Annotated in this window: 20 protein-coding genes and 1 tRNA gene; 10 read left to right on the top strand and 11 right to left on the bottom strand. The window is 72.2% G+C overall.

Annotated elements, in window-relative coordinates; genetic code table 11:
- Positions 1-27: 27 nt before the first annotated feature.
- From KVF89_RS18290 to KVF89_RS18270, 5 genes are all read left to right on the top strand, one after another.
- A complete protein-coding gene (locus KVF89_RS18290) occupies positions 28-1,152 on the top strand; it encodes an alpha/beta fold hydrolase (protein WP_257427521.1) in 1,125 nt (374 codons plus the stop codon).
- Positions 1,122-2,465, top strand: coding sequence for an MFS transporter (locus KVF89_RS18285; protein WP_257427520.1), 1,344 nt, complete (start codon positions 1,122-1,124; stop codon positions 2,463-2,465). The genes KVF89_RS18290 and KVF89_RS18285 overlap by 31 nt, the downstream gene beginning before the upstream one ends.
- Positions 2,443-3,882 carry a pyridoxal phosphate-dependent decarboxylase family protein gene (locus KVF89_RS18280; protein ID WP_257427519.1) on the top strand — a complete coding sequence of 480 codons (1,440 nt, stop codon included), beginning with the start codon at positions 2,443-2,445 and terminating at the stop codon, positions 3,880-3,882. The genes KVF89_RS18285 and KVF89_RS18280 overlap by 23 nt, the downstream gene beginning before the upstream one ends.
- Positions 3,883-4,134: 252 nt before the next feature.
- Positions 4,135-4,833, top strand: coding sequence for a uracil-DNA glycosylase (locus KVF89_RS18275; protein WP_257427518.1), 699 nt, complete (start codon positions 4,135-4,137; stop codon positions 4,831-4,833).
- Positions 4,834-4,896: 63 nt separating this feature from the next.
- A complete protein-coding gene (locus KVF89_RS18270) occupies positions 4,897-5,679 on the top strand; it encodes a dioxygenase family protein (RefSeq protein WP_257427517.1) in 783 nt (260 codons plus the stop codon).
- Here KVF89_RS18270 and KVF89_RS18265 read toward each other — a convergent pair.
- Both KVF89_RS18265 and KVF89_RS18260 read right to left on the bottom strand, forming a co-directional pair.
- A complete protein-coding gene (locus tag KVF89_RS18265) occupies positions 5,627-6,814 on the bottom strand; it encodes a Cmx/CmrA family chloramphenicol efflux MFS transporter (protein WP_257427516.1) in 1,188 nt (395 codons plus the stop codon). The two genes, KVF89_RS18270 and KVF89_RS18265, sit on opposite strands and share 53 nt — an antisense overlap.
- A 210-nt stretch (positions 6,815-7,024) precedes the next feature.
- A complete protein-coding gene (locus KVF89_RS18260; protein ID WP_257427515.1) occupies positions 7,025-7,318 on the bottom strand; it encodes a MerR family transcriptional regulator in 294 nt (97 codons plus the stop codon).
- A gap of 86 nt (positions 7,319-7,404) precedes the next feature.
- On the opposite strand from KVF89_RS18260, the gene KVF89_RS18255 reads away from it, so the two are divergent.
- The gene (locus tag KVF89_RS18255) at positions 7,405-7,848 is read left to right on the top strand and encodes an Hsp20/alpha crystallin family protein (protein WP_257427514.1); all 444 of its coding nucleotides are present in this window, start codon (positions 7,405-7,407) and stop codon (positions 7,846-7,848) included.
- A gap of 29 nt (positions 7,849-7,877) precedes the next feature.
- Here KVF89_RS18255 and KVF89_RS18250 read toward each other — a convergent pair whose 3' ends face one another.
- Both KVF89_RS18250 and KVF89_RS18245 read right to left on the bottom strand, forming a co-directional pair.
- Positions 7,878-9,437: a succinic semialdehyde dehydrogenase gene (locus KVF89_RS18250; RefSeq protein ID WP_257427513.1), complete on the bottom strand. Its 1,560-nt coding sequence runs from the start codon at positions 9,435-9,437 to the stop codon at positions 7,878-7,880.
- Positions 9,434-11,089, bottom strand: coding sequence for a GMC family oxidoreductase (locus KVF89_RS18245; RefSeq protein ID WP_257427512.1), 1,656 nt, complete (start codon positions 11,087-11,089; stop codon positions 9,434-9,436). Before KVF89_RS18245 ends, KVF89_RS18250 begins: the two co-directional genes overlap by 4 nt.
- Positions 11,090-11,221: 132 nt before the next feature.
- On the opposite strand from KVF89_RS18245, the gene pdxY reads away from it, so the two are divergent.
- The 4 genes from pdxY (at position 11,222) to KVF89_RS18225 (ending at position 13,999) form a co-directional block, all read left to right on the top strand.
- The gene (pdxY, locus tag KVF89_RS18240) at positions 11,222-12,085 is read left to right on the top strand and encodes a pyridoxal kinase PdxY (protein ID WP_257427511.1); all 864 of its coding nucleotides are present in this window, start codon (positions 11,222-11,224) and stop codon (positions 12,083-12,085) included.
- A 40-nt stretch (positions 12,086-12,125) separates the two neighbouring features.
- Positions 12,126-12,201 (top strand) — tRNA-Thr (locus tag KVF89_RS18235).
- Positions 12,202-12,315: 114 nt separating this feature from the next.
- Entirely contained in the window at positions 12,316-13,440 is a 1,125-nt protein-coding gene (locus tag KVF89_RS18230) for an ATP-dependent DNA ligase (RefSeq protein ID WP_257427510.1), read from the top strand.
- Positions 13,441-13,471: 31 nt separating this feature from the next.
- Positions 13,472-13,999, top strand: a complete 528-nt coding sequence (locus KVF89_RS18225; protein ID WP_257427509.1) for a hypothetical protein — start codon at positions 13,472-13,474, stop codon at positions 13,997-13,999.
- Positions 14,000-14,007: 8 nt separating this feature from the next.
- Here the strand turns inward: KVF89_RS18225 and KVF89_RS18220 are convergent, their stop codons facing one another.
- The 7 genes from KVF89_RS18220 to KVF89_RS30460 form a co-directional block, all read right to left on the bottom strand.
- Complete coding sequence (locus tag KVF89_RS18220; RefSeq protein ID WP_257427508.1) at positions 14,008-15,114, bottom strand: DNA polymerase domain-containing protein; 1,107 nt, start codon at positions 15,112-15,114, stop codon at positions 14,008-14,010.
- A gap of 19 nt (positions 15,115-15,133) precedes the next feature.
- Positions 15,134-15,538, bottom strand: a complete 405-nt coding sequence (msrB, locus tag KVF89_RS18215) for a peptide-methionine (R)-S-oxide reductase MsrB (protein ID WP_257427507.1) — start codon at positions 15,536-15,538, stop codon at positions 15,134-15,136.
- Positions 15,539-15,571: 33 nt separating this feature from the next.
- Entirely contained in the window at positions 15,572-16,018 is a 447-nt protein-coding gene (locus KVF89_RS18210; RefSeq protein WP_257427506.1) for a rhodanese-like domain-containing protein, read from the bottom strand.
- Positions 16,015-16,488, bottom strand: a complete 474-nt coding sequence (locus KVF89_RS18205; RefSeq protein WP_257427505.1) for a cysteine dioxygenase — start codon at positions 16,486-16,488, stop codon at positions 16,015-16,017. The genes KVF89_RS18210 and KVF89_RS18205 overlap by 4 nt, the downstream gene beginning before the upstream one ends.
- 61 nt (positions 16,489-16,549) lie before the next feature.
- Complete coding sequence (gene hemQ / locus KVF89_RS18200) at positions 16,550-17,296, bottom strand: hydrogen peroxide-dependent heme synthase (protein WP_257427504.1); 747 nt, start codon at positions 17,294-17,296, stop codon at positions 16,550-16,552.
- Between the two features lie 21 nt (positions 17,297-17,317).
- On the bottom strand, positions 17,318-17,986 hold the full coding sequence (locus tag KVF89_RS18195) for a response regulator transcription factor (RefSeq protein WP_257427503.1): 669 nt from the start codon (positions 17,984-17,986) through the stop codon (positions 17,318-17,320).
- The gene (locus KVF89_RS30460; protein ID WP_257427502.1) at positions 17,983-20,034 is read right to left on the bottom strand and encodes a sensor histidine kinase; all 2,052 of its coding nucleotides are present in this window, start codon (positions 20,032-20,034) and stop codon (positions 17,983-17,985) included. Before KVF89_RS30460 ends, KVF89_RS18195 begins: the two co-directional genes overlap by 4 nt.
- Positions 20,035-20,065 lie beyond the last annotated feature (31 nt).

Genomic DNA, 20,065 nt, shown 5'->3' with positions numbered 1-20,065 from the left:
CCCGCTACCGCGCGGTAGCGTTCGGCCATGGACCTGGTGCCCCTGCGCTCCGTGCCGGGCGCCGGCCTGCTCCCCGCCCCGGACCAGGTCGTCGCGGCCGCGAGCAACGTCGCCCACAAGCTGCTCTACGGCGGCGTGGCCGACCTGCGCCCGATGCCGCGCACGCTCATCGACGACGGGACGCTGCGCGAGGTCTACCACTACCGGCCGGCGGGCCACGTCCAGGAGCAGGGCGACCCCGTGCTGCTGGTGACGCCGCTCGCGGCGCCCTCGAGCTGCTACGACCTGCGGCGCGGGTGCTCGCTGGTGGAGCACTTCGTGACGGAGGGCCGCCCGACCTACCTCGTGGAGTACGGCGAGGTCTCGTTCCGCGACCGCAACCTCGGCATGGAGCACTGGGTCGACGAGGTCGTGCCGACCGCGATCCGCGAGGTGTCGGAGCACGCCGGCGGACGGCCGGTGCACGTGATCGGGTGGTCGCTGGGCGGCATCTTCTCGCTGCTCACCCTCGCCGACGAGCGCTCGGGAGACCTGCCCGTCGCGTCCCTGACCGTCGTCGGCTCGCCGATCGACATCTCACAGGTGCCGCTGCTGGCGCCGTTCCGGCCTCTGCTCAACCTGTTCAACGGCCCCGGCCCGATCACCCGGGGCTACCAGCTGCTCGGCGGGGCACCGAAGCCCCTGGTGAAATGGGCCTTCCAGCTCACGGCCTTCCAGAAGCTGGTGACCAAGCCGATCGCGCTCGCGACCCACGTCGACGACCGCGAGTTCCTGGCCCAGGTCGAGGCGGTCGACCACTTCACCGCGAACATGATCGCCTACCCGGGCCGCACCTTCGGTCAGCTCTACCACCGCTTCGCGAAGGGCAACCAGCTCGCCGGCGGCACCTTCGAGCTGGACGACCGGACCATCGACCTCGGCGAGATCACCGTGCCCGTGCTGGTGTTCGGCGGCGCCACCGACGGGATCGCGCCGGTGCCGGCGGTGCGTGCCGTCGTCCCGATGCTCACCAAGTCGCCCGAGGTGCGCTTCGAGATCGTGCCCGGCGGCCACCTCGGCATGCTGACCGGCCGCGCCGCGCGGACCACCACCTGGCTGGCGATGGACGAGTGGATCACCCAGTGGTCGGCAGACAGCAGGCCGGCGGGTTGAGCCGGATCGGCTACGGCGCCGGCTCGGTCGCGACCGGCGCGTTCGGGACCGTGCCGGGGCTGATGCTGCTGCCCTACCTGACCGACACGCTCGCCGTACCCGCCCTGCTGGCGGGCGCGATCGTCTTCCTGCCGAAGGCGTGGGACGTGATCCTCAACCCGGTGGCCGGGCGGATCAGCGACCGTACCGTCGACCCGCGCGGGCCGCGGCGGCCCTGGCTGCTGCGCGCGGGGCTGGTGCTGGGCGTGTGCTTCGCGCTGCTCTTCGCCGCACCGGACCTCGGCTCGCAGGCGTTCGACGCCGCCTGGGTCCTGGTCGCGTTCCTGGCCTGCGCGACGGCGTACGCCTTCTTCCAGGTGCCCTATGTCGCGATGCCGGCCGAGATCACCGACTCCTACGCCGAGCGCACCCGGCTGATGACGTGGCGGGTGGCGATCCTGGCGTTCACGATCCTGCTCGCGGGCGCGAGCGCGCCGGCGATCCGAGACGCGATCGGCGGCCGCGACGGATACCGCGTCATGGGCGTCGCGATGGCGGCGGTCATCGTCACCGGCGCGCTGCTCGCCTACCGCGGCACCCGCGACGCGCGGATCGGCGCGGCGGCGCCGGGCCCGGGGTCGCTGCGCGACCAGCTGCGTCTCGTGGCGGCCGCCCGGGACTTCCGGCTGCTGCTGACGACCTTCGTGATGCAGGCGCTGGCGACCGGCTGCATGCTGGCCGGCGTCGACTACCTCGCCGGCGACGTCCTCGAGCGCGACGGCGCCGCGACGATCCTGTTCGTCTGCTTCGTCGGCCCGGCCCTGCTGCTGACGCCCGCCTGGGCGGCGCTGGGGCGGCGGATCGGCAAGAAGCGGGGGTATGTCGCCTCGTCCGTGGTGCTCGCCGTGGGGGCTGGGCTGGCGGTGCTCGCGGGCAGCGCGCCGGCGTGGGTGGTGTTCGCGGCGGTCGGGGTCGTCGGGCTCGGGTACGCCGGCGTTCAGGTCTTCCCGATGGCGATGCTGCCCGACGCCGCGGCCGTCGACGCCCGCCGCACCGGCTCCTCCCGGGTCGGCGTCTACACGGGCGTGTGGACCGCCGGCGAGACCCTCGGCCTGGCGCTCGGACCCGGCCTGTTCGCGGTGGTGCTCGCGCTCGGCTCCTACCGGTCCAGCGACAGCGGCGACGTGCTCCAGCCGGACTCCGCGGTCACCGCGATCACGCTCGGCTTCTCACTGCTGCCGGCCCTGCTCGTGCTCGCGAGCCTGTGGTGGCTGCGTGGCTACGCTCTCGACGAGAGGGAGGTGGACCGGATTGACGGGACCGTCGACGCCTGAGCAGATCCGCGCGCGGCTCGCCGCGCTGCAGGAGGGCGACCTGCCGGTCCACGGCGGCCGCACCCTCGCCTACGTGTACGACGCCGGGCTGGCCGAGGTCGACGCCCTGGCCCGCGAGGCGGTCGCTGCCTTCGCCGGCAGCAACGGCCTGGACCCGACGGCGTTCCCGAGCCTCCTGGCGATGGAGAACGAACTCGTCGCCTTCGCCCGCGACCTGGTCGACGGGCCCGACACGATGGTCGGGACGCTGACGTCGGGCGGCACCGAGTCCTGCCTGCTGGCCGTGCAGGGTGCCCGGGACGCCCATCCCGACGTCATCTCGCCCTCGATCGTCGTGCCCGACACCGTGCACGCGGCCTTCCACAAGGCCGGCCACTACTTCGGCGTGCGGGTCGTGGTCGTGCCCACCGGGCCCGACCACCGTGCCGACGCCGACGCGATGGCGGCCGCGATCGACGACACCACGGTGCTGGTCGTGACCAGCGCGCCGTCGTACGCGGACGGGGTGGTGGACCCGGTCCCCGAGATCGCCGCTGCCGCCGCGGCCCGGGGCGTGCGCTGCCACGTCGACGCCTGCATCGGCGGCTGGGTGCTGCCCTACGCCGCCCGGCTGGGTCGCGAGGTGACGCCGTGGACGTTCGCGGTCGAGGGCGTCACGTCGATCTCCACCGACCTGCACAAGTACGCCTACGCGCCGAAGGGCGCCTCCCTCCTGCTGCACCGCGACCCGGCGCTGCGGCGGCCGCAGTACTTCGCCCACGCCGGCTGGCCGGGCTACACGATGCTCAACGCGACGATGCAGTCGACGCGCTCGGGCGGCCCGACCGCCGGTGCGTGGGCGACGGTGCAGGCGATCGGCGACTCCGGCTACCTGGAGCTGGCCGCGCGGGCGCTGGCGGCCACGGAGGCGATCGCCGCGGGGATCGCCGCCCTCGACGGGCTCGCGCTGGTCGCCGCCCCCGACTCGACGCTGGTCGCCGCGATCGCCGACGGTCCGCTCGACGTCTTCACGGTCTGCGACGAGATGGCGGTGCGTGGCTGGTTCGTCCAGCCCCAGCTCTCCTACGGCGGCCGGGCGCCGTCGCTGCACGTCGCGATCAGCGCCGCGACCGATCCCACGGCCTTCCTCGGCGCCCTGGGCGATGCGGTCGCGGCCGCGCGGTCGGCCGGACCGGTGCCGGTGGACCCGGGCGTGGCGGACCTGCTGCGCACCCTCGACCCGGCCACCCTCGGCGACGCCGAGTTCGACCTGCTGCTGGCGGCGGGAGGGCTGGCGGACGGGGACGGGGACCTCGGCCTCCCGGAGCGGATGGCACCGGTCAACGCCCTGCTCGACGTGGCTCCCCCGCCGCTGCGGGAGGCGGTCCTGGTGGCCTTCCTCGACCGGCTGGCCCGGCCGTTCGCTCCCGGGACATAGTCCCAAAGGACTAACCGGGCCCGGCCGCGTTCCCGATTCGCGACCCGCGGCGCGCTGCGTAGATTCCTCATCACCGACGCGGACCTCGAAACCCGCTGGAGGGAGCCCCACCGGGTCCGGCACTCCTCGCTGAGTGCCCCCGGAGGACCAGGAGGCTCGGGATCCGCGTCGGAGCTATGTCGCCACCGGGTGGCGCCCCTGGGAGGGAGAGGGACGCCACCCGGCCTCGCGGCCCACGGATATGGTTCGGCCGTGGGTGCACTCACCGGACTCGTCGACCAGGGCCTCATGGCCGCCGACTGGGCCGAGGCGCTGGAGCCGGTCGAGGACCGGGTCGCCGCCCTCGGACAGTTCCTCCGCTCCGAGATCGCCGCGGGCCGGGCGTACCTGCCCGCCGGCGACCACGTCTTCCGCGCGTTCCGGCGCCCGCTCGCCGAGGTCCGCGTCCTCGTCGTGGGCCAGGACCCCTATCCCACGCCCGGGCACCCGATCGGCCTGAGCTTCGCCGTCGACCGCGGCGTGCGGCCGATCCCGCGCAGCCTCGGGAACATCTACCAGGAGCTGGCCAACGACGTCGGCTTCGTGTCCCCCGGCCACGGCGACCTCACCGCGTGGACCGAGCAGGGCGTGATGCTGCTCAACCGGGTGCTGACCGTGCGGCCCGGCGAGCCCGGCTCGCACCGCGGCCAGGGCTGGGAGCACGTCACGGCGTGCGCGATCCGGGCCGTCGTACGACGGGCCGAGGCGGGTGCGCCGATCGCGGCCATCCTGTGGGGTCGCGACGCGCAGACGCTCAAGCCGCATCTCGGCCCGATCCCGTCGGTCGAGTCCCCGCACCCCTCGCCGCTCTCGGCCTCGCGCGGGTTCTTCGGGTCGCGGCCGTTCAGCCGGGTCAACGCGCTGCTCGCCGAGCGCGGCGGGCAGCCCGTCGACTGGACCCTGCCTGCCTGAGCCTTCCGTTCCGCGACGGCGAGGAATATAGTTGAAGTCTCAACTATTGAGGTGGGCATGACCATGACGGACACCAGCACCCGGATGCCGGCCCTCTACATCGGCCACGGCGCTCCCCCGCTCCTCGACGACCCGGTGTGGTCCGGGCAGCTGGCCGCCTGGGCGCGGGACCTGCCGCGCCCCAAGGCGATCCTGATCGTCAGCGCGCACTGGGAGTCGGCTCCGCTGTCGCTCACCGCGAGCGGGGCGCCCCTGGTCTACGACTTCGGCGGCTTCGCGCCGAAGTACTACCGGATGACCTACGAGACGCCCGACGCCACGGCGCTGGCCGCTCGGGTGGCCGCGATGATGCCGCGCACCGAGCCTGTCCACCAGCACGCGTCGCGCGGCCTCGACCACGGCGCCTGGGTGCCGCTGAGGATCATGTACCCCGCCGCGGACATCCCGGTGCTGCAGATGTCCCTGCCCACCCACGACCCGGGTCGGCTGATGGAGATCGGTCGCCGGCTCCGGCCGCTGCGCGACGAGGGCGTCCTCGTCATCGGCTCCGGCTTCCTCACCCACGGCCTGCCGTTCCTGACCTCCTGGCAGCTCGACGCCGACGCCCCCGGCTGGTCGAGCGACTTCGACGCCTGGGCCGGCGAGGCGATGGCCCGCGGGGACGTCGACGAGCTGGCGTCGTACCGGTCCTCGGCGCCGGGCATGCCCTTCGCGCACCCGACGGTCGAGCACTACACGCCGCTGTTCGTCACCCTCGGCGCCGCCACCGACCCCACCGAGCCCGGCGACCAGGTCATCGACGGGTTCTGGATGGGGCTCTCGAAGCGGTCGCTCCAGGTCGCCTGACCGCCACCGTCACGACCAGAGCGATCCCGCTCAGCGCGGCCGCCACCCAGACCGGTCCCCGCTCACCGGCACCGGAGATCGCCATCGCGCCCAGGACGGGCCCGGCGGTGGCTCCGGCGTTGAGTGCGGCCGTCGCGTAGGAGCCCGCCATCGTCGGCGCACCGGACGCCGCGTAGAGCACCCGCGCGATCCACGTGCTGCCGACCGCGAAGGCGAGCATCCCCTGGACGAACACCGCGACGAGCAGGGCGACCGGATGAGCCGCGAGCACCGCCAGCGCCACCCAGCCGAGGAGCAGAAGGGGTGTGCCCGCGCCGGTGACCAGGCCGGGGCGCCGGTCGGACAGCCGCCCCGCGAGGGCGACCCCGACGAAGGACCCGGCGCCGAACAGCACCAGCACCACCGGCACCCACAGCTCGTCGAGCCCGGCGACACCCGTCACCACGGGAGCGAGGAAGGTGAACGCGGCGAAGGTGCCGCCGTTGACCAGCGCACCGAGCAGCATCGCGACCATGAGGCTCGGCCTGCGCAGCTGGGCGAGCTCGACACGCAGCGACGGCCCTGCCTCCGCGTCCTCGCCGGTGGGGTCGGTCCGGGCGGGGACCCCTCGGACGATGCCGAGTGCCGCGAGCACGCACAGCAGCGCGATCGCCCAGAAGGTGGCGCGCCAGCCCAGCGCGGCGCCGAGGAGCGCTCCCGCCGGGACTCCGGCGACGGTGGCGAGCGTCGTACCCGCGAGCAGGACCGCCAGCGCACGCCCCTTCCGGTCCGGCGCGACGAGCCGGGTCGCGGTACCGATCGCGACCGCCAGGAAGCCGGCATTGGCCAGCGCCGCCACGACCCGGGCGACGAACAGCGGGGCGAAGCTCGGGGTGACGGCGGCAAGGGCATGGGCGAGGGCGAAGACGGCGACGCAGCCCAGGAGCGTGCTCCGCTCCGGCCAGCGCCGGGCGAAGGCGGCCATGACGGGCGCGCCGGCCATCATCCCGACCGCGAACGCGGACGTGAGCAGGCCGGCGGTCCCGACCGGGACACCGAGACCGTCGGCGATGTCCGGCACCAGGCCGGCCAGCATGAACTCCGAGGTGCCCATGGCGAAGGTCGTCAGGGCGAGCAGATAGAGGGCGAGAGGCATCGAGGACTCCGAGGGACGAGCGGACGGACGGACGGCGTCTCGTCACGACCGACAGCACCCCGGCGAACGCCCGGGTCTCGGGCAGGACTCAGTGAGGCAGGGGGCTGACGGTGCGACCGAAAGCCCCCTGAGTGGATGCCTCAGGGCTCGACATGGGTCGCACCCTACCGGGCGGCTCCGGCGGCGCCCACCGACTTTCCTCCCACCGACTCACCGCGCGAGCCGGGCCCGCAGACGTGCCACCTCGGCCTCGAGCTCCAGGACCCGGGCGATGCCGGCGAGGTTGAGCCCCTCGGCGAGCAGGTCTCGGATGCGGTGCAGTGTCTCGATGTCGGCGCGACTGTAGAGCCGCGTCCCACCGTCGCTGCGCGCGGGCGCGAGCAGACCGCGGCGCTCGTAGACACGGAGGTTCTGGATCTGGAGCGAGGTCATCTCGGCCGCGACGGAGATCGCGTAGACGCCGCGGGTGCGCTCCCCGCGACCTCGTCCAGGCACTTGATTCACGGGAACACATTATCTATAACTGTCGTTGCAGATCAACGAACTGTCCGGCACGCCCGGTGCCGGCCCATCCCGAAGGAGGACATGTCATGTTGCTGCGCACCACCGATCCGTTCCGTGACTTCGACCGGCTCGCCGGCCAGCTCCTGGGCTCCGGTCTGGGCACCACGAACCGCCCGGCCGTGATGCCGATGGACGCCTGGCGCCAGGGCGAGCAGTTCGTGCTCGAGTTCGACCTCCCCGGCATCAGCAGGGACAGCATCGACATCGACGTCGAGCGGAACGTCCTGACGATCAAGGCCGAGCGCGTCGCCGGCAACGGCGACTGGCAGCGACTGGCGTCCGAGCGGACCCACGGTCAGTTCTCGCGCCAGCTGGTCCTGGGCGACAATCTCGACCTCGAGCGGATCGAGGCCGCCTACGAGAACGGCGTGCTGCGACTGGTCATCCCCGTGGCCGAGAAGGCGAAGCCGCGCAAGATCGAGATCGCCGGCGCCTCCCCCGCGGGTGACCGCGAGGCCATCGAGGCCTGACCACGGGGGCTCCGCGTCCGCGGACACGCTCAGCGGACGCGGAGCCTCCGCATCAGCTTCAGCGACGACAGCATCTGCTTGACGTATGCGTCGTAGCCCTGGCCGGGGCGCGGCCCCATGACCTGCTTCTTGAGCACGGCGACGTTCTTGGCGTCGGTGTACTTCAGCAGGCCCTGGTCGCCGTGGCGGGCGCCGACGCCGGACTTCTTGACGCCGCCCGACGGCGACCCCTTCGAGGCGTACGCCGTCGCGAGCGCGTCGTTGATGTTGACGTTGCCGGACTCGATCCGCTCCGCGACCGCCTCCGCGCGGGCGAGATCGCCGCTCCAGACCGAGGCGTTGAGCCCGTAGTCGGTGTCGTTGGCGAGATGGATCGCCTCGTCGACGGTGCGGTACGGGTAGAGCGCGACGACCGGGCCGAAGGTCTCGGTGTGACCGGCGAGCATGTCCTTGGTGACCCCCTCGAGCACGGTCGGCTCGAAGAACGCCGGCCCGATGTCGGGTCGCGCCCGGCCGCCGGTGAGCACGGTCGCGCCCTTGGCGACGGCGTCCTCGACGTGCGAGGCCACCCGGTCGCGGTGCTCGGGGCTGACCAGGGAGCCGATCTCCGGTCCGAAGTCGTACGCCGCGCCGATGGCCAGGTTGGCGGCCCGCTCCACGAAGGCGGACCTGAGCTCGTCGTACCGGCTCTCGGGGAGGTAGATCCGCTCGATGTGCATGCAGATCTGGCCGGTGTTGCCGAAGACGCCGAAGGTGGTGCCCTCGACCCACTCCTCGACGTTGACGTCGTCGAGGACGATCATCGGGTTCTTGCCGCCGAGCTCCAGGCAGCAGCCGATCAGGTTGCGACCGGCGCGCTCGCCGATGACGCGACCGGTCGCGGTGGAGCCGGTGAACATGACGTAGTCGGCGTTGTCGATCAAGGTCGGGCCCACGTCGGGGCCCTCGCCACAGACGACCTGGAAGAGCCCCTTCGGCAGCCCCGCCTCTTCGAGCAGCGAGATGCCGAAGAGCGGCGACAGCGCGGTCTTGTTGTCCGGCTTCACGACGACGGCGTTGCCGGCGATGAGCGCGGGGATCGCGTCGGAGAGTCCCGTCGCGAAGGGGAAGTTCCACGGCGCGATGATGCCGACGACGCCCTTGGGCACCCGTACCTCGGTCGAGCCGGACACGACCGGGACCGGGCCGCCGTGCCGCTTGGGGGCGAGCAGCCTCTTGGCGCGCTTGAGGTAGTAGGACATCACCATCGGCGGGTCGCAGGTCTCCTCGATCGCCATCCGCCGGTTCTTGCCGCTCTCGACCTGGATCAGGTCGGCGGTGCGGTGGGCGTTGTCGATGAGCAGCGTGTGCGCGCGGTCGAAGACCTCGAGCCGCTTGGCGACCGGCCACTGTGCCCACAGCGCCTGGGCGGCGCGGGCCCGGGCGAACGCGTCCTCGATGTCCTCGGGCGTCGACTGCGGCAGCTCGACGAGGACCTCGCCGGTGTAGACCTCGGTCAGCTTCCAGGTCGCACCGGACCGGCCGGGCACGCGCGCGACGAGGCGCTCGAGGAGCTCGTCGGTGATCGAGGCGGGACGCGTCGTACTCACCACTTGACGCCGCCCAGGATGATCTCGGCCGCCTTCTCGCCGATCATGTAGCACGGCGCGTTGGTGTTGCCGCCGGTGATGCTCGGCATGATCGAGGCGTCCGCTACGCGCAGGCCCTCGATGCCGCGGACCTTGAGGTCCGGGCCGACGACCGCTCGCTCGTCGACGCCCATCCGGCAGGTACCGACACCGTGGTAGACCGAGGTGGAGCGGTTCTTGAGCGCGACCCGCAGCTCGCTGCCGTTGGGGATCGACGGGCCGGGGTGGATCTCCTCCTTGACGCCGCCGCCGAACGCGGCCGACGCCATGATCTCGCGGATCATCTCGGTGCCCTCGGCGAGCACCTCGACGTCCGCGGGGTCGGTGAAGAAGCCGTAGTCGATGAGCGGGGCGGCCGTCGGGTCGGCCGACGCGAGGCGCAGCGTGCCGCGGCTCTTGGGGTAGATCAGCGTCGAGAACACCGTCAGCGAGGGACGGCCGTCGGGGATGTGGCGGATCGGCTCGTCCTGGTTGGGGCTCGGGTAGGCCCACGGCAGCATGTGCAGCTGCAGGTCGGGGATCTCGGTGGCGGCCGACGTGCGCACGAACCCGACGGACTCGAACACCGAGTTGTCGAGGAACGAGCCGCCCCGGGTGAGGTCCTTGGCCATCCCCTTGAAGAAGGTCCAGGCATTGCCGCGGTACTGGACGCTCGGCACGTGGAACGACATCGGGTGGAACAGGTGGTCGTGCAGGTTGTCGCCCACCGGGAGGTCCGCGACGCAGTCGACGCCGACGGAGGCGAGGTGGTCGGCGTGACCGATGCCCGAGAGCATGAGCAGCTGCGGGGTGTTGGCGAAGCCGGCGGAGAGGATGACCTCCTTGCCCGCCCGGATGAACCGGCGAGTGCCCCCACCCTTGCCCTGGTCGATGACCTCGACGCCGGTGGCGCGGCCGTTCTCGACGACGACCTTGGCGACGTGGACCTCGGTCTGCAGCTTGAGCGTGCGCGGGTTGAGGTGGTGGACGTACCCGCGCGAGGACGAGTAGCGCAGCCCGTCAGCAGTGTTCTGCTGCATCCGGGCGATGCCCTCCTGCTCGGCGGCGTTGTAGTCGTCGAGCACCTTCACGCCGAGCGTGTCGGCCGTGGCCTGGATGAACTGGAGGGTGCCCTCCTGCGGCGTCTTGTTGCGGGTGACCTTGATCGGGCCCCCGGCGCCGCGGAAGGCGTTCTCGCCGTCCTCGAAGTCCTCGTAGCGCTTGAACGCCTCGTTGACGCTGTCGGCGTCCCAGCCGGTGTTGCCCTCGGCCGCCCAGGAGTCGTAGTTGGCGCGGTTGCCACGCACGTAGACCATGCCGTTGACCGAGCTCGAGCCGCCGACCACCTTGCCGCGCGGGGCGGGCATCCGGCGGCCGTCGAGGCCCGGCTGCGGGACCGAGCGGTAGCCCCAGTCGAAGAGCTTCTCGAGCTTGGGCTCGGAGTGCATCGGCCCGATCATGCCGGGCTTCTTGGTGAAGTAGCCGTGCATGCCCTTGTCGTCGGACTTGCCGGCCTCGATCAGGATCACGCTGGCGCCGGACTGGGCGAGCCGCCCGGCGACGATCGACCCGGAGCTGCCCGACCCGACCACCACGTAGTCGGCCTCGTTGGAGTACGGCGCGCGCTTGGCCATGCGGTTGTCCCATCCTTCGCTCGTGTGACCGGGGTCATCGGGCTCCCGGCCAGGCCACTGTAACGCGTTCTAGTTTCGACACGAAAGGGTTTCACTTTCTCAATCCGGGCGGCGGCGCGGGAGGATGGCGCGGTGCGGATCCTGTCCATCCAGTCCTCGGTCGCCTACGGCCATGTCGGCAACTCCGCGGCGGTCTTCCCGCTGCAGCGTCTCGGGCACGAGGTGTGGCCGGTGTTCACCGTCCACTTCTCCAACCACACCGGGTACGGCGCCTGGCGCGGTCCGCTGCTCGACCCGGCCGACGTCCGCGAGGTGATCACCGGCATCGAGGAGCGCGGCGTGCTGCCGTCGTGCGACGCGGTGCTCTCCGGGTACCAGGGCTCCCCCGCCGTCGCCGCCGTCATCGTCGACGCCGTCGCTCGGGTCAAGGCGGCCAACCCCGCGGCGACCTACACCTGCGACCCGGTGATGGGCAACGCGAAGTCGGGCTGCTTTGTGAACCCCGAGATCCCACCGATCATCCGCTCCCAGGTGGTCCCGGTCGCCGACATCCTCACGCCCAACCAGTTCGAGCTCGGCTTCATCACCGGCCACGACGCCCTCGGCGGGCCGTCGCCGATCGAGGATGTGCTCAGTGCCGCCGACGAGGTCCGGGCGATGGGTCCGTCGACGGTCCTGGTCACCTCCGTCGAGCGCGCCGGCGCTCCGGCCGACGTCATCGAGATGGTCGCCGTCACCGGCGACGGCGCCTGGATCGTGCAGACCCCCCGCCTGCCCATGAAGGCCAACGGCTCCGGCGACATCACCGCCGCCCTCTTCACCGCCCACCTGCACACCACCGGCTCCGCCGCCGTCGCACTCGGACGGACCGTCGCGTCCGTCTACGACGTCCTGGCCGCCACCTTGGAGTCGGGCGAGCGGGAGCTGCGGCTGATCGCGGCGCAGGACGCCATCGCCGTACCGGACGAGCGGTTCGAGGTCACCCGACTGCGCTGAGCGCGGGCTGACTAGGATTGCCGGGCGCCCACGGGCGCACGCCGGTGTAGCTCAGTTGGTAGAGCGTCTTACTTGTAATAAGAGGGTCGCGGGTTCAAATCCTGTCACCGGCTCCAGACCGTCGTACCGGACATTCCGGTAGCGAATAGGCCGTTCTCGCAACCGTTTTGTCCGGTACGACGCCCACAGCATCACCGATGAGTGTCGGGATCCTGACTAGTCTCACCATCGTGGACCTGCCTGTGATGCCGCCCGTCCTGCCGATGCTCGCGAAGGCCGTGTCGGGCGTGCCCGACCCGGCCAAGTACGACGAGCAGGGGCTCAGCTTCGAGCCCAAGTGGGACGGCTTCCGGTGCATCGTGTTCCGGGACGGTGACGAGGTGGAGCTGGCGAGCCGCAACACCAAGCCGCTGACGCGCTACTTCCCCGAGCTGGTCGAGGCGATGAAGGCGGAGCTGCCGGAGCGCTGCGTGCTCGACGGGGAGATCTTCGTGGCGCTCGAGGGCCAGGACGGGAAGGGACGGCTGCAGTTCGAGGTGCTGCAGGAGCGGATCCACCCGGCGGCGTCGCGGATCAACCTGCTCGCGGAGCAGACACCGGCCGACTTCGTCGCCTTCGACCTGCTGGCGCTGGGCGACGAGTCCTACCTCGATCGCCCGTTCGCCGAGCGGCGGGCAGCGCTGGAGCAGGCGCTCGGGCATCTCTCGGCCGACCCGCTCGAGCGCCAGGGCCGCTGCCACCTGACCCGGACCAGCACCGACCCGGCGGTCGCCGAGGAGTGGTTCCACCAGTTCGAGGGGGCCGGGCTGGACGGCGTCGTGGCGAAGCCGCTGGGCGCGCCGTACGCCCCGAACGCCCGGACCATGCTGAAGATCAAGCACGAGCGGACGGCGGACGTGGTGCTCGCCGGCTACCGCGAGCACAAGACGAGCACGCCGGAGAGCCCGCTGATCGGCAGCCTGCTGCTGGGGCTCTACCAGGACGGCGAGCTGCAGCACATCGGTGTCAGCGCCAGCTTCACCGCGGCGCGCCGGGCCGAGCTGTGGCACGAGCTGCAGCCGCTCGTCGTACCGATCGAGGAGCACCCCTGGGGCCGGTGGCAGGAGTTCCTCGTCGCCAACCCGGGCCGCCAGCCCGGCACGCAGAGCCGGTGGAGCCAGGGCAAGGACCTGTCCTTCACCCCACTGCGGCCCGAGCGCGTCATCGAGGTCAAGTACGACGCCATGGAGGGTCGCCGCTTCCGGCACACGGCCCACTTCAAGCGGTGGCGCGACGATCGCGACCCGGAGTCGTGCGGCTACGAGCAGCTCGAGCAGCCGGTGCGCTACGACCTCGCGGACGTGCTCGGGGGCTGACGCGCGCCCATCGGCCGGGCAGGATGGGACCATGAGCACCGCGCCCAGCGAGGAACCGTACGCCGTCGTCCTGCTGATCGAGCAGGCGCTGACCGCCGCCGACGCCGCCCAGGTCCGGGGGCTGCACCAGGAGCTCGACGACGACCCGACGATCGAGGTGCAGTACCACGTGCTGCTTCCGATGGCCGACGCCGCGGCCGCCGTCGAGGCGTCCCTCGGCGCCATCGGCGGCGCCGACCTGATCGCCCCGCCGATCACGCCCTCGCCCGACGAGATCGAGCGGCTCCGCAACGAGTACCGCGACCAGGCCGAGCGCGACCTGGCCATCACCCGCGAGGCGCTCGTCGCCGCCGGCGCGATCCTCGGCGGCGTGTCGATCGTGACGGAGCCACCCATCGACGCGCTCATCGCGAAGGTCAAGGAGGTCGACGGCCGGGAGGCGATCATCCTCACCCGTCCGCACCTGGTCGCCGAGTTCTTCCACGTCGACTGGACCTCGCGCGCCCGCCGCAAGCTCGGGGTCCCCGTGCTGCACCTGCTGGAGCACGAGGCGGACTAGCCTCGGGGCTAGGTCCCCTCGACCCGGTTGCCGTCGGCGTCCCAGTGCTCGGCGACCTTCTTGCTCGGCTGCACCCGCGGCGGCTCACCCGGCATCTTCGGGTAGTCCGGCGGGTAGTTGAGCTCGCCCTCGCCGTCGGCGACCTGCCGGTCCCACAGGTCGAGCAGGGGCTGGAGGGAGTACGCCGTCTCGTCGATCCCGGCCCACGGGTCGCCGTCGGCCATCCGGTCGGGCACGGTGAACAGGTTGAACTCCCGCGGGTCGCTCACGCCGGCGAGCTCGGCCCACGTCATCGGCGTCGACACGGGAGCGCCCGGCTGGGGGCGTAGGGAGTACGCCGAGGCGATGGTGCGGTCGCGGTTGTTCTGGTTGTAGTCGATGAAGATCCGCTCCCCGCGCTCCTCCTTCCACCAGGCGGTGGTGACCTGGTCGTCGCGGCGGGCCAGCTCGCGGCCGAAGGCGATCGCGGCGTGCCGCACGTCGGTGAACTCCCAGCGCGGCTCGATCCGGACGTAGACGTGGACGCCGCGGTTGCCGGAGGTCTTGGGGTAGCCCTCGAGGCCGAGCTCCTCGAGGAGCTCCCGTGCCACGCCGGCGACGCGCACGGCGTCGCCGAAGGTCGTGCCGGGCTGCGGGTCGAAGTCGATGCGCAGCTCGTCGGGGTGGTCCAGCGAGTCGGCGCTGCCCGTGCGGCGGACCGGCCAAGGATGGAACGTGAGGGTGCCCATCTGCGCGCACCAGACCGGGACGGCGATCTCGGTCGGGCAGATCTCCTCGGCCGTGCGGCCCGAGGGGAACGTGATCTCGACGGCCTCCAGGTAGTCGGGAGCACCCTTCGGGACCCGCTTCTGGTAGAAGCCCTCGGCGTCGTTGTCGCGCGGTCCGGTGGCCAGCCGGAATCCCTCACGGACCCCCGACGGCCACCGCTCCAGCGCCGTGGGCCGCTCGCCGAGGGCCTGCATCAGGCCGGGACCGACCGCGACGACGTACTCGGCGACCATCAGCTTGGTGACCTCGGGTGTCCGCTCGGTCGCCTCGTAGATCACCCGGTCCGGGCTGGACACCCGGACCTCGCGGTCGCCTGCCTGGACCATCGCCGCAGCGGTCTTCGCCATGCGACGACCCTATGCGGAGTCAGGCCTGGTCCGCAGGCTCCAGGCTGAGGCTGACCGAGTTGATGCAGTACCGGTCGCCGGTGGGTGTGCCGTACCCGTCGGGGAAGACGTGGCCGAGGTGCGAGCCGCAGTTGGCGCAGCGCACCTCGACCCGCTTCATGCCGTGCGAGGTGTCCTCGATGTACTCGATGGTGTCACTGATCGGCTGGTAGAAGCTCGGCCAGCCGCAGCCGGAGTGGAACTTCGTGTCGGACTCGAACAGCTTGGCCTGGCAGGCCTTGCAGCGGTAGACGCCGGTGGTCTCGGTGTCGGTGTACTCACCGGTGAAGGCCCGCTCGGTGCCGGCCCGGCGGAGCACCTGGTACTCCTCGGGAGTGAGCTCGGCGCGCCACTCCTCGTCCGTCTTCTCGACCTCGTATGCCATGTCTCCGAGCGTACTCAGGGTCCCTCGGCCGGGTCAGGCCGCGACGCCCGAGACGGGCATCCCGGCGGCCCGCCAGGCCGCGAAGCCGCCGACGACGTCGGTCGCCCGGTACACCCCGATGCTGCGCAGCGCGTCCGCGGCGAGGGAGGAGGTGTAGCCCTCCTGGCACAGGACGATCACCCGGCGGTCGTACGACGCCTCCGGCAGCCGGGCGTCGCTGCGCGGGTCGAAGCGCCACTCGAGCACGTTGCGCTCGACGACGAGGGCCGGGAGCCAGCGGGCCGGCTCGCCCTCGCGGGCGCGCTGCGCGGCCGGGCGGATGTCGACCAGCAGGGCACCGAGGGCCACCATCTCCTGGAAGGCGGCCCGGGGACTGATCCGGTCGAGCCGGGACCGGGCGTCGGCGAGCAGCGCGTCCACCCCGTCGTACCGGGCGGGCGCGACCGGCGCGACCGGCACGACGGGGGCGAGGGTGCTCACCACTCCTCCCCCGCGCGCTCGACGCCGAGCACCTCGAGGCGGTCGCCGTGGAACTTGAACCGGGTCATGGCGTGCAAGCGCGGCGAGTACGCGTGCAGCGAGAGCGCGGGCCGGTCGGTCGCGTTGCGGACGTCGTGCGCGTAGCCGGCCCCGAACGCCCTGCCCTCACCGGGCCCCACCTCGACCAGCCGGAGGCCGCCGTCGAAGGTGTGCTCGGTGAGCCGGCCGTCGAGGACGGTGAAGGCGCCGGACGACGGTCCGTGGTCGTGCCAGTCGGTGGCGGCACCGGCGGGCCACGAGATGAGCCAGAGCTCGTAGTCCTCGGTGGTGAGCAGGCGGATCCACGAGCGCTCGTACGGGTCGTGGTCGAGCAGGTGGCGCAGGTCGGGGTCGGCCGCGTGGTTGCGCACGACCTCGAGCAACCCGGGGAGCCGGCGGGCACCACGCAGGACAGGGAGGGGGCTGGTCATGCCTCCATAGTGGAGTAAGTCGATAGACTTTGCAAGCCAGGCGCCCGGCCGGCGTGGCGGATCAGGGCAGCCGGGCGAGCAGCTCCGCGAACTCCACCCGGCGACCGGTGTAGAACGGCACCTCCTCGCGCACGTGGCGGCGGGTCTCCGAGCCGCGCAGGTGGCGCATCAGGTCGACGATCCGGGTCAGGTCGTCGGCCTCGAAGGCGAGGATCCACTCGTAGTCGCCGAGCGCGAAGCTCGGGACCGTGTTGGCCCGGACGTCGGGATAGCCGCGCGCCATCTGGCCGTGCTCGGCGAGCAGGCGGCGGCGCTCGGCGTCGTCGAGGAGGTACCACTCGTAGGAGCGGACGAAGGGATAGACGGCCGCATAGGCGTGGGCGCGCTCGTCGGCGAGGAAGGCCGGCAGGTGGCTCCGGTTGAACTCCGCCGGACGGTGCAGCGCCATCTGCGACCAGACCGGAGCGAGCCGCGCGCCGAAGGCCGTGCGCCGCAGCCGGTGGTAGGCGTCCTGGAGCTGGTCGCTGGTGGCGGCATGCCACCAGATCATCAGGTCCGCGTCGGCGCGCAGTCCCGCGACGTCGTACAGGCCCCGGACGACGACGTCCTCCGCGGCCAGGTCGGCGAGAAACGCCTCGAGCTCGGCGGTCTCGTTCTTGCGGACGACGTCGTCGGCGCCGAGCGGCTGCTCGAGCCGGAAGACCGACCACATGGTGAAGCGGACGGTGTCGTTGAGCTCGTTGATCTTCGCGGCGTTGGACTTGACGTGCGCCTGCGGGTCCTGAGTCTGGGGGTCCTGGTCCGACATGCCTGCCATTGTGCCGGGACCTCAGTCGCGGCCGTAGCCCGCCTCCCGCGCCTTGACGATGGCGTCCGCGCGACCCGTGGCGTGGAGCTTGGCGTAGATCGCCGAGACCGCGTTGCGCACGGTCTTGTTGGATACGTGGAGAGCCGCCGCGATCTCGTCGTTGGTCCGCCCGGCGGCGATCCGCTGCAGTACGTCGCGCTCGCGATCGGTCAGCTCCGGGAACGGCTCGTCGGCGCTGCGGGCGACGGGGGTCGCGCCGGCGAAGAAGCCCGCGACCTTGGCGGCCAGGCCGGCGCCGAACACCATCCCACCCGCGGCGGCCGAGCGGATCGCGTGCTGCACCTCCTCGGCGCCCGCCCCCTTGAGCAGATATCCGCAGGCACCGGCGCGGATCGCGCTGAGCACCGTGTCGTCGTCCTCGTTCATCGTCAGCATCACCACCCGCAGCGCCGGGTCGCGACCGGTGAGGAAGCGCGTCGCCTCGATGCCGTCGAGCTGCGGCATCTGGATGTCCATCACGACCAGGTCGGGCGCTGTCTCCTCGACGACATGCAGCGCCTCCCGGCCGTCGGCCGCGGACCCGACGACCTCGATCCCGTCGAGCGCGCCCAGCAGCGAGGTCAGGCCGTCGCGGACGATCTGGTGGTCGTCGACCACGACGACGCGGATCGGTGCGGTCGTGCTGCTCATCCGGGACTCCTCAGCGGCAGGCGGGCCCGGACGACGGTGCCGCCGTCCGGTGGGCTGGTGATCGTGGTCGTGCCGCCGAGCTCGGCGGCACGCTCGCGCAGACTGGCGAGACCGACGCCGGCGGCCCGGTCGGCGGGGATGCCGCACCCGTCGTCGACGACCTCGAGCACCAGCGCGTCGTCGGTGGTCTCCAGCAGCAGGCGGACCCGCCCGGCGTCCGCGTGCCGGGCGACGTTGGTCAGGGCCTCCCCCGCGATCCGGTACGCCGCCACCTCCACCGCCGCCGGCAGCCGCAGGTCGGCCGGCGCGGCCACGTCGAGAGGTACCGCGAGGTGCTCGGCCTGCTGGCGCAGCGCGCCCACGAGGCCCCGGTCGTCGAGAGCCGGCGGGCGCAGGTCGTGAACCAGCCGCCGTACGTCGGCGACGACCTCCTGCACCTGGGCGCTGACCGTCTCCAGCTGGTCCCGGGCCCGGGCCGGATCGCGCTCGACGGTCATCCGCGCCGCCTCGAGCTGGAAGACGATGCCGCTCAGCGCGGGGCCGAAGCCGTCGTGCAGGTCGCGTCGGATCCGGCGGCGCTCCTCCTCGCGGGCCGTGACCAGTCGCTCGCGGCTGTGCTGGACCTCCTCGGCGAGCCGGCTGGTGCGGGCGGCGGTCGCGGCCTGGCGGACCAGGTCGCCGAGCAGCTCCTCGTCGCGGACGGTGAGCCGGCTACGCAGGCCGCGCGCGGGCAGCACCAACCGGCCGATCGTGGTGTCGCGCCAGGTGATCGGGAGGGTCCGCACGTCGGCCGGGCGGTCGCCGAAGGTCGTGACCAGCCGCTCGCCGTGCTCACGGTCGACCTCGACGCTGACGAAGGACACCGCGAAGGCCGAGGCCACCGCGCGTGCGACGGCGGCGAGCTGCTCGGCGGTGTCGTCGGTGTTCTCCAACGTGGAGGCGAGGCCCGCCACGGCGTCGTACCGGTTGCCGCGCTCGCCGAGCATCAGCCGGCGCACGGCGGCCGAGAGCCGCTGACGCAACGGTCCGTAGAGGATGACGGAGACGATGAGCACCACGCCGACGACCTGGGCCTGGGTGAGCTCGTCGTCGAGGACCAGGGTGAACAGCCACAGCACCAGCGCGTCCGCGGCGACGAGCACGGCGAAGACGGCGGCCAGCACCGCGGTGCGAGGAAGCAGGTCCTGGATCGACACCAGCGTCGGGCGGACGATCGCGATCGTCATCGCCATCGGCGGCACGACCGAGGCCACCAGGGCACCGACGAAGTCGCCCTCGGGCACCGAGAAGGCCAGGGTCGCCACGCTCACGACGAGGATGACGATGACGCTCCACAGCAGCCAGCGCATCCGGTCGCGGTCGAGGCCCTCGGAGCGGCGGTAGCGCACGATCACGGAGAGCAGCGCGAAGAAGAAGCCGGCGATGCCGAGCGTGAGCCCGAGCGTCGCGACCTGGTCGCTGTGCCCGGAGAGGGCGCTGATCGAGGTCGGGTCCGCGTTGACGCCGCCCGGCAGACCGGGGATCGCGCGATCGCCCTCGGCCGGGATCACGAGGAAGCACAGGCCACTGATCGTCATCGCGATCGTGGCGACCCAGGACGCCGCCCCCCAGCGACCGGGCAGGAAGCGGCCGGTCGGGAAGATCATCACCAGCACCGCGGTCACCGCCGTCAGGTAGGACCCGAAGCGGTTGAGGAACCACAGCGCGAAGGTCATCCCCGGCCACGAGCCGGTCTCGCGCAGGCCGGACAGGATGTAGCTCTGCGCGAAGCCGTCGAGCGCCCAGAAGAGGCCGGAGCCGGCGAGCACCCAGCCGACCCGCTGCCGCGGCTCCTTCATCAGGATGATCGCGGCGAGCACGCCGAGCAGTGCGCCGATCAACGTCCACGGCCAGCCCGGGCCCAGCGAGACGTCGTAGCCCAGGCCGGAGGTCGGCGCGTCCAGGTCGAGCCAGAGGGCGACCGGAACCAGCGCGACGCACCCGGCGGGGACGACGAGGAGCGCGACGGCCCTCAGGCCGCGCGGGCGGGTGGCGGCCTGCTCCTGCACCGGCACATTGTGCAGCCGGTCCGCACCCCCA

This window comes from Nocardioides carbamazepini (assembly GCF_024614185.1).
Classification (GTDB): Bacteria; Actinomycetota; Actinomycetes; order Propionibacteriales; family Nocardioidaceae; genus Nocardioides; species Nocardioides carbamazepini.
This window is presented reverse-complemented; position numbering and strand designations above follow the sequence as displayed.